The 15,260-nt window shown below is 71.2% G+C and carries 16 protein-coding genes; 13 read left to right on the top strand and 3 right to left on the bottom strand.

Annotated features, from left to right (window positions below; all coding sequences use genetic code 11):
- Positions 1-362, top strand: a 362-nt coding sequence (locus tag E1266_RS26925) for an amidohydrolase family protein (RefSeq protein ID WP_132051645.1), incomplete at its 5' end; no start/stop codon positions are given.
- Positions 363-460: 98 nt separating this feature from the next.
- On the opposite strand, the gene E1266_RS26930 is transcribed toward E1266_RS26925, so the two are convergent.
- The gene (locus E1266_RS26930; protein ID WP_132051647.1) at positions 461-1,300 is read right to left on the bottom strand and encodes an SMP-30/gluconolactonase/LRE family protein; all 840 of its coding nucleotides are present in this window, start codon (positions 1,298-1,300) and stop codon (positions 461-463) included.
- A gap of 543 nt (positions 1,301-1,843) precedes the next feature.
- On the opposite strand from E1266_RS26930, the gene E1266_RS26935 reads away from it, so the two are divergent.
- The 9 genes from E1266_RS26935 to E1266_RS26975 are packed head-to-tail and all read left to right on the top strand — an operon-like array spanning position 1,844 to position 9,364.
- On the top strand, positions 1,844-2,350 hold the full coding sequence (locus E1266_RS26935) for a Na+/H+ antiporter subunit E (protein WP_132051649.1): 507 nt from the start codon (positions 1,844-1,846) through the stop codon (positions 2,348-2,350).
- Positions 2,350-2,631: a monovalent cation/H+ antiporter complex subunit F gene (locus E1266_RS26940; RefSeq protein WP_132051675.1), complete on the top strand. Its 282-nt coding sequence runs from the start codon at positions 2,350-2,352 to the stop codon at positions 2,629-2,631. Before E1266_RS26935 ends, E1266_RS26940 begins: the two co-directional genes overlap by 1 nt.
- Positions 2,628-2,954, top strand: a complete 327-nt coding sequence (mnhG, locus tag E1266_RS26945) for a monovalent cation/H(+) antiporter subunit G (protein WP_132051651.1) — start codon at positions 2,628-2,630, stop codon at positions 2,952-2,954. The genes E1266_RS26940 and mnhG overlap by 4 nt, the downstream gene beginning before the upstream one ends.
- A complete protein-coding gene (locus E1266_RS26950; protein WP_132051653.1) occupies positions 2,954-4,078 on the top strand; it encodes a DUF4040 domain-containing protein in 1,125 nt (374 codons plus the stop codon). The genes mnhG and E1266_RS26950 overlap by 1 nt, the downstream gene beginning before the upstream one ends.
- Positions 4,075-4,479, top strand: coding sequence for a cation:proton antiporter subunit C (locus tag E1266_RS26955; protein ID WP_132051655.1), 405 nt, complete (start codon positions 4,075-4,077; stop codon positions 4,477-4,479). The genes E1266_RS26950 and E1266_RS26955 overlap by 4 nt, the downstream gene beginning before the upstream one ends.
- On the top strand, positions 4,476-5,951 hold the full coding sequence (locus tag E1266_RS26960) for a monovalent cation/H+ antiporter subunit D family protein (protein ID WP_132051657.1): 1,476 nt from the start codon (positions 4,476-4,478) through the stop codon (positions 5,949-5,951). The genes E1266_RS26955 and E1266_RS26960 overlap by 4 nt, the downstream gene beginning before the upstream one ends.
- Positions 5,948-7,435 carry a proton-conducting transporter membrane subunit gene (locus E1266_RS26965; protein WP_207945940.1) on the top strand — a complete coding sequence of 496 codons (1,488 nt, stop codon included), beginning with the start codon at positions 5,948-5,950 and terminating at the stop codon, positions 7,433-7,435. The genes E1266_RS26960 and E1266_RS26965 overlap by 4 nt, the downstream gene beginning before the upstream one ends.
- 11 nt (positions 7,436-7,446) lie before the next feature.
- A complete protein-coding gene (locus E1266_RS26970; protein WP_207945941.1) occupies positions 7,447-7,707 on the top strand; it encodes a hypothetical protein in 261 nt (86 codons plus the stop codon).
- Positions 7,697-9,364 carry a Na(+)/H(+) antiporter subunit D gene (locus E1266_RS26975; RefSeq protein ID WP_132051663.1) on the top strand — a complete coding sequence of 556 codons (1,668 nt, stop codon included), beginning with the start codon at positions 7,697-7,699 and terminating at the stop codon, positions 9,362-9,364. The genes E1266_RS26970 and E1266_RS26975 overlap by 11 nt, the downstream gene beginning before the upstream one ends.
- Positions 9,365-9,393: 29 nt before the next feature.
- Here E1266_RS26975 and E1266_RS26980 read toward each other — a convergent pair whose 3' ends face one another.
- Entirely contained in the window at positions 9,394-10,011 is a 618-nt protein-coding gene (locus tag E1266_RS26980; RefSeq protein ID WP_132051665.1) for an SMI1/KNR4 family protein, read from the bottom strand.
- A 232-nt stretch (positions 10,012-10,243) separates the two neighbouring features.
- Between E1266_RS26980 and E1266_RS38960 the strand changes: the two genes are divergently transcribed.
- The 3 genes from E1266_RS38960 to E1266_RS26995 all read left to right on the top strand — a co-directional run bounded on the left by E1266_RS38960 (position 10,244) and on the right by E1266_RS26995 (position 12,251).
- The gene (locus E1266_RS38960) at positions 10,244-10,495 is read left to right on the top strand and encodes a hypothetical protein (RefSeq protein WP_207945942.1); all 252 of its coding nucleotides are present in this window, start codon (positions 10,244-10,246) and stop codon (positions 10,493-10,495) included.
- 71 nt (positions 10,496-10,566) lie between these two features.
- A complete protein-coding gene (locus tag E1266_RS26990; protein ID WP_132051669.1) occupies positions 10,567-11,505 on the top strand; it encodes an ATP-binding cassette domain-containing protein in 939 nt (312 codons plus the stop codon).
- A complete protein-coding gene (locus E1266_RS26995) occupies positions 11,502-12,251 on the top strand; it encodes an ABC transporter permease (protein WP_132051671.1) in 750 nt (249 codons plus the stop codon). The genes E1266_RS26990 and E1266_RS26995 overlap by 4 nt, the downstream gene beginning before the upstream one ends.
- Here E1266_RS26995 and E1266_RS27000 read toward each other — a convergent pair.
- A partial coding sequence (locus E1266_RS27000; RefSeq protein ID WP_132051673.1) for a BTAD domain-containing putative transcriptional regulator occupies positions 12,235-15,260 on the bottom strand: 3,026 nt, incomplete at its 5' end. The two genes, E1266_RS26995 and E1266_RS27000, sit on opposite strands and share 17 nt — an antisense overlap.

A 15,260-nucleotide genomic window follows, 5' to 3' on the forward strand; every position in this document is an offset into this window, starting at 1 on the left:
GGCGGGGGATCAAGCTGCGGCACTCCGACCCGATGCTGCTGGACGACGTCGCCGCCGACTTCCCCGGACTGCGGATGATCATGGCGCATCCCTCGGTGCCGTGGGTGGACGCGGCGATCTCGATCGCCACCCACAAGGCGAACGTGTACATCGACCTGTCGGGATGGTCGCCGAAGTACTTCCCGCCGCAGCTCGTCCGGCAGGCGAACACGCTGCTGAAGCACAAGGTGCTGTTCGGCTCCGACTACCCGGTGATCAGCCCGGACCGGTGGATCGCCGCGTTCGACAAGCTGGAGATCAAGGACGAGGTCCGTCCGCTGATCATGAAGGAGAACGCGATCGGGCTCCTCGGCCTGCGCTGAGCCGGAACCCGGTCAGGTCGCCAGGGGCTCCCAGGCGTCCGGGCCCCTGCTTCCGGCCGGGTACTCGTCGAGGAGGACGCAATCACCGCCTGCGCCGCTCACCCCGCGAACTCCCTTGTCGGCACTCCCCGCACGCCCGGGGTGCACGCGAACAGCGCGCCCGCCTCCGGCTCGGTGCCCGGGTCCAGGTTCTCGCGGGACGTGGTGATGAACAGACGGTCGAGCCCGGGGCCGCCGAACGTGCACGCCGTCGCCTTGGAGACGGGCACGTCCACGACCTCATCGAGACCGCCGTCGGGTGCGTAGCGGCGCACGGAGCCGCCGTTGTAGAGGGCCACCCAGACGCCGCCCTCCGCGTCCACGGTCAGGCCGTCGGGGCCGGGCAGGGCGGCGGCGAAGGGGCGGCGGCCGGTGAGGCCGCGCTCGCTGTCGTAGTCGAAGACGTCGATCCGTTCGGTGGCGGTGTCGACGTAGTAGGCGCGGGCGCCGTCCGGGCTCCATTCGAGGCCGTTGGAGATCGTCACGCCGTCCAGGACGACCGCCGTGGAGCCGTCCGGGTCGAGCCGGTACACCGACGCCGCGCCCTCCCGCTGGTCGTAGGCCATGGAGCCGCAGTAGAACCGGCCGTCCGGGTCGCAGCCGCCCTCGTTCATGCGCACCCGGTCGTGGCTCCAGAGCGGGGGCATGGGGGTGATGGTCCCGTCCGCGTCCTCCAGGGCGAAGCCGCGCTCGACGGCGAGCACCGCGCCGCCCCGGCGCCTGGGGCGGATCGCGGCGACGATGTTGCCGACGTCGCGGCGGGCGACCGTCCCGTCGGGGGCGAGGGACAGGACGTCCCCCGCCAGCATGTCCAGCCACCTGAGGCCGCCCCACGCGTCGGACCACACCGGCCCCTCACCGTGGTAGGCGACCGGGTCGGTGATCTGCTCGGCCTTCATCGCCGGCTGCTCCTTCGGATGTCGGCCCGCGCAGGCGGCCGGATCGGCTCCGTGCGGGCGTCAGAACGTGCGGGTGTCAGAACGTGCGGGTGTCAGAACGTGCGGGCGTCAGAAGCATCGCCCCACGCCGAATACCCTGCCAGGGACGGACCTCACCTCGGGGGTTCCCGCAGGGCCGGTGACCGCTGTGACCGGCCCGGGGGTGAGGTACTGATCACGTGATGCGCCTGTGGCCATCTACTGTGATTGCCGTTAGTGTCGTGAACGGTGTGCCGGGAAGTCTGGTCGGCGAGTCCCGACCCCAACGTCTCCCGGAGCGCATCGATGACGCACCCGAGCACGGCCTTCGTGGCCCGCCCGCGGGCGGGCGGGCAACTCAAGGCGATCCCGCCCCCTCCCTCCTTGCGGCTTTTCCGGTGAGCACGCGCGCCGGCGGCACGGGCCGACCCGGCCCGCACGGCGCCTGATCGACTGGTCGTATCCCGGCAGTCCCCCTCACCCGGAGATCGTCCCCGTCCAGCCCGGCGATCGGCTTGGAGAACGATGTCAGCAAGGAATCCGCTACTTTCGCGGCACCGCGGGACCGCGCTCGCCCTGCCGCCGCTGCTCGCGGCGTTCTGGCTGGTGATGTCCGGGCACTACACGTGGCTGCTGCTCACGCTCGGCGCGGCGTCCGTCTGCCTCGTCGTCTGGGTGATCTGGCGGATGCAGGTCGTCGATGACGAGAGCCTCCCGCTTCAGGTCCTCCCGCGCCTGCCGGGCTACCTGCTGTGGCTGATCGGGCAGATCATGGTCTCGGCCGTGACGGTGCTGCGGCTGGTGTGGTCGCCGCGGCGGAAGATCCGTCCCGGCGTCGGAACGGTGCCCGCCGCCGGGATGTCGGACCTGTCGAAGGTCATCTACGCGAACTCGATCACGCTGACGCCCGGCACCCTCTCCGTGTCCTTCCGCAACGGGGACATCGAGGTGCACGCCCTCCGCGCGGAGGGCGTCGCCGAGGTGGCCGACAGCGCGATGCCGCGCCGGGTCGAAGGGCTGGAGAAGCGGTGATGCTCGCCGCGGCCGCCACCGCCCTCCTCGTCGCGATGGCCCTCACCCTCGTCCGGGCCTTCGTGGGCCCGAGGCTCTACAACCGCCTTCTGGCGATCAACGTCTTCGGGACGAAGACCGTCCTGTTCATCTCGGTCGTCGGCGTCCTCTCCGGGCGGCCGTACATCTTCGACATCGCGCTGCTGTACGCGCTGGTCAACTTCGTCTCCACGATCGCCGTGCTGCGACTGACCCACCTCGACGAGCTGCTGCCCTCGTCCGACGAGGGGACCGCCCGGTGAGCCTCTCCCTGCTGATCGACATCGCGAGCGGCGCGCTGCTGCTGGCCGGCTGCCTGCTCGTCGTCTCCGGAGCCGTCGGCCTGCTGCGCCTCCCGGACTTCTACACCCGCACGCACGCCGGCAGCCTCACCGACGCCGCCGGCGCGACGCTGCTGCTCCTCGGGCTGCTGCTGCAGGCGGACGGCTGGCAGAGCGGCGTGCGGCTCGTACTGATCATGCTGTTCCTGCTGGTGACGAGCCCGACCGCCGCGCACGCGCTCGCCCAGGCGGCGCGCCGCGACGGCGAGCGCCTGCCGGCCGGGGACGACGAGGGGCGGCGCTGATGTCCCTCCTCGTGCTGATGAACGTCTCGCTGTTCACCCTCCTCCTGGCGACGGCCCTCGCGATCACGCGGCTGCGGGCGCTGTACGAGGCGACAATGCTGACCGCGCTGGCCGGGCTGCTGTCGGCGAGCCTCTTCGTGGTGCTGGACGCGCTGGACGTGGCCATCACCGAGGCGGCCGTGGGGACGGGGATCAGCACGGTCCTGTTCATCGCCGCGCTGCGGCTCACCCGGTCGCGCGAGGCCGTCACCCCCCGGCGCAGGCGCTGGTCGGGCGGCGTGGTGGCCGTCCTGCTCGGCGCGACGCTGCTGTACGCGGCGCAGGACCTGCCGCCGTTCGCCGAGCCGGACACGCCCGTGCAGACCAACCCCGTAACGCAGACCTATCTGCACGAATCGCAGGAGGACATCGGCGTTCCGAACACGGTCGCGGCCGTGCTGGCCAGCTACCGCGGTTATGACACGCTGGGCGAACTGGTCGTGATCTTCACCGCCGGGGTAACGGTGCCCCTCCTGCTGCTGCGGACGCGGCGCCGCGCGGAGCGCGACGAAGCACACGACGGGGACGAGGGCGCGGAAGACGGCACAGAGCCCGGCACAGAACACGGCAGGGAACACGGCACGGAGCACGGCAGGGAACACGGCACGGAGCAGGGCACCGAAAAGGGCGCGGAGCACCGGAGTGCGCGGGCGGTCGTCATGAGCGAGTACCGCGTGCTCCGTGTCGTCAGCAAAGTGCTGATGCCGTTCATCCTCCTTTTCGCCTGCTATGTCCTCTTCCACGGGGACTACGGGCCGGGCGGTGGGTTCCAGGCCGGGGTCATCTTCGCGGCGGGGTTCGTCCTCTACAGCCTGGTGTTCGGGATCGGTGAGGTCGAACGCGTCCTGCCGTGGCCGGTGATGCTGGGGCTCGTCCCGGTCGGCGTCCTGCTCTACGCCGGTCTCGGCGTCGCCAACATGGCGCTGGGCGGCGCGTTCCTCGACTACGACACGCTCGTCCCCGGGCATCCGGAGGAAGGCCAGCACTACGGCATCCTGATCATCGAGACCGGGGTGGGGATCACGGTGGCGGCCGTGCTGATCGCGGTGTACTACAGCTTCGCCAACCGCGGGGCGCGCCGATGACCGGGGGCCACTACATCTTCTGGTTCGTGTTCGTCCTGATGGTCATCGGCCTGTACGCGGTGATCAGCCACGGCAACCTGGTGAAGAAGCTGATCGGGCTGAACCTGTTCCAGATCGGCGTCTTCATGTTCTACATCGCCCTCGGCAAGGTCGAGGACGGCCGGGCGCCGATCGTCGAGGAGGGCGTCGAGGTCTACTCGCACCCGCTGCCGCACGTGCTGATCCTCACCGCGATCGTCGTCGGCGTCGCCACCACGTCACTGGGGCTCGCGCTGGCGATCCGGATCTACGAGGCGTACGGGACGATCGAGGAGGACGAGGTCATCGAGCGGGACAAGGCTGCGGAGCGGGACGGCACTGCGGAGCGGGACGGCGGCCGCGGCGGCGAGGCGGGCCCGTGACGGCACATCTCCCCGCGCTCCAGGTCGTCATCCCCCTGCTGGCCGCCCCCCTGTGCGTGCTGCTGCGGTCCCGCACGGTCGCCTGGCTGCTGTTCCTGGCCGCCGCCGTGGCCGCCCTGGTCTGCGCGTCCGTGCTGGCCTGGCAGGTCGCGGACGGCGATGTGATCCACTACGCGATGGGCGGATGGGAGCCGCCCGCCGGCATCGAGTACGTGATCGACCGGGCCAACGTCCCGGTGCTGATCCTGGTGGCGGCCATCGGCGTCGCCGCCGCGGTCTACTGCCGGGCGAGCATCGCGGCGGAGATCGAGGCGTCCCGGATCCCGCTGTTCTACGCCTGCCTGTGCCTGAACCTCACCGGGCTGCTCGGCATCACGGCCACCGGCGACGCGTTCAACGCCTTCGTCTTCCTTGAGATCACCTCGCTCTCCTCGTACGCGCTGGTCGCGATGGGGCGGCGCAGGCGCGCCCTGCTCGCCGCGTTCCAGTACCTGATCGTGGGGACGATCGGCGCGACGTTCGTGCTGATCGGCATCGGGCTCGCCTACGCCGTGACCGGCACGCTCAACATGGCCGACCTCGCGCAGCGGCTCCCGGACATCTACGGCAACCGCGCCCTGGCCGCCGCCGTGATCTTCGTGTTCGTGGGGCTCGCCATCAAGATGGCCCTGTTCCCGCTGCACGGGTGGCTGCCCGGCGCCTACGCCGAGTCGCCGTCCGCGGTCTCGGTGTTCCTGTCGGCGACCAACACCAAGGTCGCGATCTACCTGCTGCTGCGCTTCGCGTTCGGCGTCTTCGGCGCGGCGCTGGTCTTCGGCCGGATGCCGATCACCGAGGTGGGGCTGGTGCTGGCCTGCCTGGCGATGCTCGTCGCGTCGGCCGTGGCCTGCTTCCAGTCGGACTTCAAGTACCTGCTGGCCTGGTCGAGCATCGCCCAGGTCGGGTACATCGTCGCCGGGTTCAGCCTCGCGACGTCCGACGGCGTCACCGCCGCTTACCTGCACGTCATCAACCACGCGATCATCAAGGGCGCGCTGTTCGCCGCGGCGGGCATCGTCGTGCTCCGGCTCGGCGCGGCGCGGCTGTCGGACATGGCCGGGATGGGCCGGACGATGCCGTGGACGTTCGCCGCGATCGTCCTGGCCGGGCTCGGGCTCGTCGGGGTGCCGCCGACCGCCGGGTTCGTCAGCAAGTGGGTGCTCGCGGAGGCGCTCATCGCGGACGGGCGCTGGGCGGTGCTCGCGGTGCTGCTGGTCAGCTCGCTGCTGTCGCTGGTGTACGTCGGGCGGGTCATCGAGGCCGGGTGGTTCCGCCGGCACTCCGAGTCGGTGGCGGTGGAGCGGCCGCCGCTGACGATGTCGGCCGCGATGTGGGCGCTCGTGCTGGTGTCGCTGGTGTTCGGGCTCGCGCCCGAATGGCCGCTGAGCCTCGCCGAAGGCGCCTCTTCCGTCCTGGTGGGGGTGGCGAAGTGAGCGCCCAGGCGTTCGAGGCCGGGGGCTGGCTCTCCCCCGGCGCCGCGCTCGCCCTGCCGGTCACGGTCGCGGTGCCGCTGCTCGGCGGCCTGGCGGTGGTCGCCCTCCGGCGCCGTCCCAACCTGCGGGAGGCGGCGTCGCTGGTCGCAGGCGTGGCGACGGCGGCGCTGGTGCTCTCGCTGTGGCCGGCCGCGAACGACGGGCTGACGTTCCGGCTGTGGGACTGGCTGCCGGGCATCTCGCTGGTGTTCGAACTGGAGCCGCTCGGCCTGCTGTTCGCGACCGTCGCCGGGCTGCTGTGGCCGGTCACGACGCTGTACGCGATCGGCTACATGCGCGGCAACCTGCAGCGCCAGCAGACCCGCTTCTACTTCTTCTTCGCCCTCGCCATCGCGGCCGCGCTGTGGATCGCCTTCTCCGGGAACCTGGCGACGCTGTTCATCGGCTACGAGGTGCTGACGCTGTCGACCTGGCCGCTCGTCGCGCATTCGGGCAACGAGCAGGCCAAACGGGGCGGACGCATCTACCTCGGCCTCCTGCTGACGACGTCGATCGGGCTGCTGCTCCCCGCCATCGTCTGGACGGCCGTCCTCGCCGGGACGACGGACTTCGCGCCCGGGGGCATCCTCGCGGGCACGGCCGGGACGGCCACGCTGACCGTGCTGTTCGCGCTCTACCTGTTCGGCATCGGGAAGGCCGCCCTGTTCCCCTTCCACCGCTGGCTGCCCGGAGCGATGGTGGCGCCCACCCCGGTGTCGGCGCTGCTGCACGCGGTCGCGGTGGTCAAGGCGGGCGTCTTCACGGTGCTCAAGGTCGCGATCTACGTGTTCGGCCTCGACACCCTCGACGTCACCGGGGCCGCCGAGCCGATGATGTGGGTCGCGGCGGTCACGCTGATCGGCGCGGGCCTCGTCGCGGTCACCCGGGACAACCTCAAGGAGCGGCTGGCGTACTCGACCGTGAGCCAGCTCGCCTACATCGTCCTCGCCGCCACGCTGGCCAACGACATCGCGGCTTCCGGGGGCGCGCTGCACATCGCGAACCACGCCGCGGCCAAGATCACCCTGTTCTTCTGCGCGGGGGCCATCTACACCGCGACGAACCTGACCCAGGTGAGCCAGCTCGACGGGCTCGGCCGCGCCATGCCGTGGACGTTCGGGGCCTTCCTCGTCGCGTCCGTCTCCATCCTCGGGCTGCCGCCGCTGGGCGGCACGTGGAGCAAGTGGCTGCTGCTTCTCGGCGCGGCCGACGCCGGGCAGACCGCCATGCTCGCGGTCCTGCTGGCGGGGACGCTGCTGTCGCTGGCCTACCTGATGCCGATCCCGGTGCGGGCGTTCTTCCGGCCGCCCGCCGAGAGCGGTCACCGGGAGGCCGCCTGGACGCTGGTCGTGCCGCTCGTCCTCACCGCCGTGGCCTGCGCGGCCCTGTTCATCGGGGCCGACGCGGTCATCGCCCCGCTCAACGAGGTCCTGGAGTCACCATGAAGGACGACCCCGTGAACGATGATCGCCGTTGGCTGGACGAGCCGCGCAACGTGGACCGCGTCGTCCGCGGCCTCTACGTCCTGTGCGCGCTGGTGTTCCTCGCCGACCTGCTCTACACCAAGCATCCGCACTTCGGCATCGAGAACACCTTCGGCTTCTACGCCCTGTACGGCTTCCTCGGCAGCGTGACCCTGGTGCTGGTGGCGAAGGAGCTGCGGCGGGTCCTGATGCGTCCCGAGGACTACTACGAGCGGTCCGGCGATGACGATTAACCCGGCACTGCTGCTCATCGCGGGCGCGCTGCCCATCCCGCTGCTGCGCGGCCGGCTGCGCGCGGTGTGGATGATGCTGCTCGCCCCCGCCGCGCTCGCCGCGCTGTGGACGCTGCCCGAAGGCGTCCACGGGAGCTTCGAGATCCTCGGCCTCCAGCTGGAGACGCTGCGGGTGGACGCCCTCGCGCGGATCTTCGCGACGGCCTTCCTCGCCGCGGCCCTCATCTCCATGGTCTACGCGCTGCACCTGCGGGACGCGTTGCAGCAGACCGTGATCCCCATCTACGCGTCGTCCGCGGTCGGCGGGGCGCTCGCGGGCGACCTGATCACGCTGTTCGTCTTCTGGGAGCTGGCCGGGCTGTCGTCGGTGTTCCTGATCTGGGCGCGGCGCACCGAACGGGCCTACCGGGCGGGGATGCGCTACCTCGTCGCGCAGGTCGCCTCGGGGCTGCTGATGCTGGGCGGGATCGTCCTGCACGTCAACGCCGGGGGCGGGCTGGAGTTCGGGTTCATCGGCGCGTCCAGTGCTGGCGGCCTGCTGATCCTGCTCGCCGTCGGGATCAAGTGCGCCTTCCCGATCCTGCACGCCTGGCTGACCGACACCTATCCCGAGGCCACGATCGTCGGGACCGTGGCGCTGTCGGCGTTCACGACCAAGTTCGCCGTCTACGTGCTGGCGCGCGGCTTCCCCGGCACCGGGGAGCTGGTGTGGGTCGGCGTCGCCATGGCCTGCTTCCCGATCTTCTACGCGGTGATCGAGAACGACCTGCGCCGCGTCCTCGCCTACAGCATGATCAACCAGCTCGGCTTCATGGTCGCGGCGGTCGGCGTCGGCGGCACCCTCGGCGTCAACGGCGCCGCCGCCCACGCGTTCGCCGACATCCTGTTCAAGGGCCTGCTGTTCATGAGCATGGGCGCCGTCCTCCTGCGCACGGGGACGGCCAAGGGGTCGGAGCTGGGCGGGCTCTACAAGTCGATGCCGCAGACCATGGTGCTGTGCGTCATCGGCGCCGCGTCGATCTCCGCGTTCCCGCTGTTCTCCGGCTTCGCCACCAAGTCGATCATCATGGAGGCCGTCGCCGAGGAGCACCGCACGATCGTCTGGCTGCTCCTGCTGTTCGCCTCGGCCGGCGTCTTCCACCACGCCGGAATCAAGATCCCCTTCTTCTCCTTCTTCGCGCACGACCGGGGACACCGGGTCGCCGAGGCCCCCCTGAACATGCGCGTCGCCATGGGCCTCGCCGCCGCCGGGTCCATCCTCATCGGCGTGGCGCCGAACCTCCTCTACGGCCTGCTCCCGTACGAGATGGACTACTCGGCCTACACGACTTCGCACGTCATCAACCAGGTGCAGCTCCTGCTGCTCGCGTCGATGGCCTTCACCGTCCTCATGCGGACCGGCCTCTACCCGCCCGAACTCCCCTCGGTGAACCTGGACGCCGACGTGATCTACCGCCGCCTCCTACCCCGCCTCTGGCGCACGAGCGTCACCGGCCTGACCCGCCTACGGGACGCGACCGCCCCGCTGCACCAGCGAGCCGGCCGCCTCACCTCGTCCGGCCCTCGCCCCCTGCCCACGGCGTCCTTGACAACAGACGTGATGGTCCTATGGGTAGCCCTACTCCTAGCCCTCTTCCTGCTAATCTCCCTCCTCTGACCCGCGCCCCGGACGGGACGCGCATACCGTCACATCTCCCAGTACAGGATTCCGTCGTGGTCGAGGCAGGGACGGTAGTCATCGATCGGGCTTTGGTTCTCCAGGGCGTCGGCGGTTTCGGCGAGCATGGCGGCCACGTTGGCCCAGCGGGGTTCGCCGTCAGTGGAGACCTTGTCGAATTCCCGTACGCATCCGTGCATGGGACCGGACCGTAGGTCGACGAATAGATCCGTCCCGCCGCCGTCGCTTGCGATGGGCAGAAAGCCTTTCAGCCATGTCCCCGCCTGGGTGCCCGCAGGTTTGGCCTCAGCTTGCGTGAGGATCTCCCGCGTGACCCATCCTTGCTCGATCGCCTGGTCATGCCAGACGTGCAGCCAGACGTCCCGCGAACTCAGCGCATGGTCGATGCGGCAGGGACGGTAGAGCGGGAGCAGGTCGAGCTCCTGGCCGGACCAGCTGGACGCGCTGCCGTTCGCGCGCCGCCACCAGGCCACCAGATCGGCGGGCAGGTCCACGCCCATGACTTCCCGGACCGCATCGATCTCCGCGTCAGTGGCGGGTGGGCCGACACGCTCCAAGGTGGCCGGGGCGTGCTGTGCCAGCCAGGCCGTGATGCGGTCCCACGACGCGTCAACGGTGGAAATCATCGGCTTATGATCAACGAGGTCGTCGAATGTGGCAACCACACGCCCGATTTCGGGAGGCGTTGGTTGTTGAGGGAGTGGTGTGGGCGAGCGGTTGCGGAAGTTGTCGGCGCACGGGCGGGAGTTCGTCTGGACGGGGCGTATCCGGTACGTCAAGGGTCGCGACACTCATCGGTGTGTACGGGTGCGGGTTTGGGGTGGCGGGAAGAACGGCCGGGTGCTCCAGGCGGATTTGGTGTCCAAGGCGGTCCTGCCTTGGGGGTGCGCTACCGATAATGCTTATCCGACGCCCAAGGATGTGCGGAGCGTCATCGACTACGCCCTGATGCACGGGTGGGATCCAGACCTTGTCGGCGGGACTTTCTTTCTCAGGGAGAGCGAGCACGCCTCGGGGTTCGAGCTGGACGACTTCCTGCTGACCGACCGGCTTCGGGACGAAGGGGCGCCGGATCCTACGGCGCGGGTGTTCCGGGCCGCCGAGTCTTAGTTCCAGCCGTTGAGGGGGCCGTGTCAGGCGCGTGTCAGGCGCGTGACAGGGGCCTCCTGGACGGTTGGGCCATGACTAGTTCGGCAATTTCTGTATCGGGGCTGCGCAAGGCGTACGGCGACAAGGTCGTGCTCGACGGGATCGACTTCGAGGTCGCCACGGGGTCGGTCTTTTCGTTGCTCGGGCCTAATGGGGCGGGTAAGACGACCACGGTCAACGTGTTGACCACGTTGATCGGGGCGGACGGCGGGACGGTGCTCGTCGGCGATCATGATGTCGCTCGCGAGGCCAAGGCGGTGCGGGCGGCGATCGGGGTCACCGGTCAGTTCGCGGCTGTGGACGAGCTGCTGACAGGGCAGGAGAACCTGCAGCTGATGGTGGATCTCAGCCGGAGGTCCGCCGGAGGTGGGAAGCGGGTCGTCGCGGAGCTGCTGGAGCGCTTCGACCTGGTGGAGGCCGCGCGGAAGCCGGTGTCCACCTACTCGGGGGGTATGCGGCGACGGCTGGACCTGGCGATGACGCTCGTCGGGGGCCCGCGGATCATCTTCCTGGACGAGCCGACGACGGGCCTCGATCCGCGCAGCCGCCGGGCGGTGTGGTCGATCGTCCGCGAGCTGGTGGCCGGCGGGGTGACCGTCTTCCTCACCACGCAGTACCTGGAGGAGGCCGACCAGCTCGCCGACCGGGTAGCGGTCCTCGACCGGGGGCGCCTGGTCGCCCAGGGCAGCCCGGACGAGCTCAAGGCCCGGGTTCCCGGGACGCACGTCCGGCTCCGGTTCACCGGCGTCTCCGAGCTCGACGCGGCCGCGCGGCTCTTCGACGGCTCCGTCCGGGACGACGACGCATTGACCCTGCGGATTCCCAGTGACGGCGGGACGAAATCGCTCCGGCTCGTACTGGAGAGGCTCGATGCGGCCTCGCTCAGCGCCGAGAAGTTCTCCGTCCACACGCCCGACCTCGACGACGTTTTCCTCGCCCTGACGGGCCGCACCACGGAGGCCGCGAAATGAGCGTCCGATCCCACTCGCTGGTGATGCTGCGCCGCGACTTCAAGCACATCGCCCGGAATCCCACCTCGGTGTTCAACGCGGTCCTGATGCCGATCGTGGTGATGTTCATGTTCGTGTACATGCTCGGAGACGCCTTCGACGTGGGCGTCGACTACATCGACTACGCGACGCCGGGGCTGATGCTGCTGGCCGTCTGCTACGGGCTGGGCGGCACCGCCACGTCGGTGAACTCCGACATGACGAAGGGCATCATCAACCGGTTCAAGGTCATGGACGTCTCCCGCGCCGCGGTCCTGAACGGCCATGTGATCGCCAGCGTGCTGACCAATCTCGTCGCCATCGCGGCGCTGCTGGGCGTGGCCTTTCTGCTCGGGTTCAGCCCTTCGGCGGGTCTTCTCGACTGGCTCGGGGTCGTCGGCGTCGTGGTCCTGCTCGGGTTCGCGGCGGGCTGGCTGACGGTCGCGCTGGGATTGGCGGCGAAGACACCGGAGTCGGCGGGCATGGCGGCCGTTCCGCTGGTCATGCTGCCGTTCTTCAGCAGCGCGATCGTCCCGGCGGAGAAGATGGGGCCGGGCGTCCGGCAGTTCGCGGAGTACCAGCCCTTCACGCCGATCATCGAGACGCTGCGCGGGCTCCTCAACGGGTCACCGGACACCGGCGACCTGACCGCCGCCGTCGCCTGGTGCGCCGCGCTGGGTCTCGTCGGGTACCTGTGGGCGTCCGCCACGTTCACGAAGCGAGCGTGACCTCGGCCAGCCGGTGCCAGTCCGCCTCCGCGCCCTCCCGGGCCGCCTCGGCGAACGCCGCGTCGCCGAGGCGGTTCCGCGCGGCCTGCTCGATCCGGGCCAGGTCGGGGTGGCACCGGTCCGGCAGGCCGCGCATGCGGGTGCTCGCCGCCAGCAGCCGCGCGGCCTGCCCGTGCCGTGCGCGGCGCAGCGCCAGGTCCGCGAGCCCGATGAGGACCTGCGCGATCAGCGGTGCGTGTCCCGCCTCCGCCGCGGCCCGGCAGGCGGCGGCGCGGTGCTCGCGGGACTCGGTGAGGTCCTCGGCGAGGTAGCCCATCAGATCGTGCCGCATCGCGCGGATGTACGCCCGCTCCGCGTTGCCGCCCAGCACGGCCGTCGCGACGTCCATCTGCCGCCGGGCCTCCGCGGCGTCGCCGCCCCAGCGGGCCAGTTCCGCCTTCGCGAAGGCCAGCTCCGCCAGGGCGTCCGGCCAGGTGACGCGGTCGGCGCACCGCTCCGCCTCGGCGATGGCGGCTCCGGTCCTCGCCTCGTCGCCCAGCAGCCAGTACAGCTGCGCCTGCCGTGCCCGCATCCTGATGACGTCCTCGATGGCGCCGACCTCGGTCACGACCGCGACCGCCTGCTCGAAGTACTCGCACGCTTCGGCGAACTCGCCGCGCGTGGCGATGCGGTCGGCCAGTTCGGTGAGGGCGAAGGAGATGCCGAACCGCTCGCCGAGCGCCCGGAACTCCGCCAGCGCCTTCTCCAGGTAGGCGTCGGCGTCCCGTCCGGCGTGGCCGACCATGATCCGCATCTTGCCGAGGTGCAGCCGGGCCAGGGCGCGCACCCAGGGGTCCTCGCTGTCCAGCAGCGGCTCCCACGCGGGCAGGAACGCGTCCGGCTCCCGCAGCATGCGTTCCAGCGGGACGACCAGTCCCAGCAGCGGATCACGGGACCCGCTGCGGCGAGCGAAGCGGTACGCCTCGCGGATCCACTCCTCCGCCTGGCGTTCGTCGGCTCGGCCGGACGTCACGAACAGCACGACGAGCGCGTACACGGTGGCGCGGACCTCGTCGGCGACCTCGCCCGGCATACCGGCCGCCGCGGTGATCAGCTCCATGCCCTCGGTCTTGTGCCCGCCGAGGTACCAGTACCAGCCGGCGCCCGCCGCGAGCCGCATCGCCGCCGCCGCGTCCCCGGCCGCGAGCGCCCCGCGCATCGCGGCGCCGATGTTGTCGTGGTCGGCGTCGAGCAGCGCGAGCCACTCCACCTGCTCGGCGCGGCGCAGCCGCGGCTCCGCGGTCTCGACGAGCTCGGTGAAGCAGGCGAGATGGGCGCGGCGCGCCAGGTCCGTCTCGCCCGCCTCGGCCAGCCGGAGCGCGGCGTACTCCTTGATCGTGCCGAGCATCCGGTAGCGCGGTCCCCTGCCGCCTTCGGCGATGAGCAGCGACTTCTCGGTCAGTGCGGTGAGCAGGTCGAGCACCTGCTCCGACGGCACCCCGTCCCCGGCGCAGACCCGTTCGGCCGCGTCCAGGCTCGCCCCGCCGGAGAACACCGAGAGCCTGCGCAGCACCGCCCGCTCGGGGACGGTGAGCGGCTCCCAGCTCCAGTCGACCATCGCGCGGAGCGTCCGGTGCCGCGGCAGCGCCGTGCGGCTGCCGCCGGTGAGCAGCCGGAACCGGTCGTCGAGCCGGTCGGCGAGCTGCTCCATGGACATCGTGCGGAGCCTGGCGGCGGCCAGTTCGATCGCTAGCGGCATCCCGTCCAGCGCCCGGCAGACCCGCGCCATCGTCCGGGCGTCCCCCACTGGCTCCTTGCGGGCGGCGCCCGCCCGGTCCCGCAGCAGCCGGACGGCCGGCGCGTCCTCGATCTCCCCCGGAGCGGCGCCCTCCGCCGGCAGGCCCAGCGGCTCGACCGGCCACAGCGCCTCACCGGCGATGCCGAGCGGCTCCCGGCTCGTCGCCAGGATCCGCAGCCGCCGGCACTCCCCGAGCACCCGGTGCGCGAACACCGCCGCCGCCTCGATCACGTGCTCGCAGTTGTCCAGGACCAGCAGCGCCGAGCGCTCGCGCATCGCCTCGACGAACCGGTCCGCCGGTTCCGCGTTCGGCGCCTCGCCGAGCAGGGCGTCGCGGAGCCCGAGCCCGACGAGCGCCGCCTGCGCGACGTCCCCGTCCGCGCCGACGGCGGCGAGCTCCACCAGCCAGACGCCGTCCGGCAGGCCGCCGAGCATCGTCCGCGCGGTCTCCGTCGCCAATCGCGTCTTCCCGGCCCCGCCCGGCCCGGTCAGCGTCACGAGCCGGTGCCCGGCGACGAGCTCCGCGACGTCGGCGACGTCGGCGTCCCGCCCGATGAAGCCGGTCAGCTCGGCGCGGAGGTTGGTGTTCCGCTCCCGGCCCGGCTCGCGCCGCAGCAGCGCGACATGCAATTCGGACAGCTCCGGCGAGGGGTCGACGCCCAGCGCGTCGGCAAGGGCCTCCCGCGTGCGCTGGAACACCAGCAGCGCCTCGGTGTCACGCCCGGCCGCCACGAGGGCGCGCATCAGCGCGGCCGCGAGCCGCTCCCGCAGCGGATGCGCGGCCAAGAGATCGGTCAGCTCGGTGACCAGCCCAGCCCCGGCCCCGAGGGCGATCTCCGCGTCGGCCCGCTCCTCGACCGCGCTCAACCGCAACCCTTCGAGCCGCTCCGCCGCGGCGTCGAACGTGTCACTGCCCTGCAAGCCGACGTCCTGCATGGCCGCCCCGCGCCACAGCCCGAGCGCCTCCCGCAGCAGCCGCACCCGCTGGGGACCGTCCGCGCCCCGGGCCTCCTCGACCAGCCGCTCGAAACGCACGGCGTCCACGGCATCGGGCTCCACCAGCAGCCGGTAGCCGCCCGCGTCCCCTTCGATGACCCCGTCCGGCAGCGCTTTCCGCAACCGGGAGACCAGCCGCTGCAGGGCGTTCACCGCATCGGCGGGCGGCCGCTCCCCCCAAATCCAGTCGATGAGCGAAGCCTTCGGCACCACCCGCCCCGGCCTGAGCGCAAGCG

The sequence above is a fragment of the Actinomadura sp. 7K534 genome (genome assembly GCF_004348575.1).
GTDB lineage: Bacteria > Actinomycetota > Actinomycetes > Streptosporangiales > Streptosporangiaceae > Spirillospora > Spirillospora livida.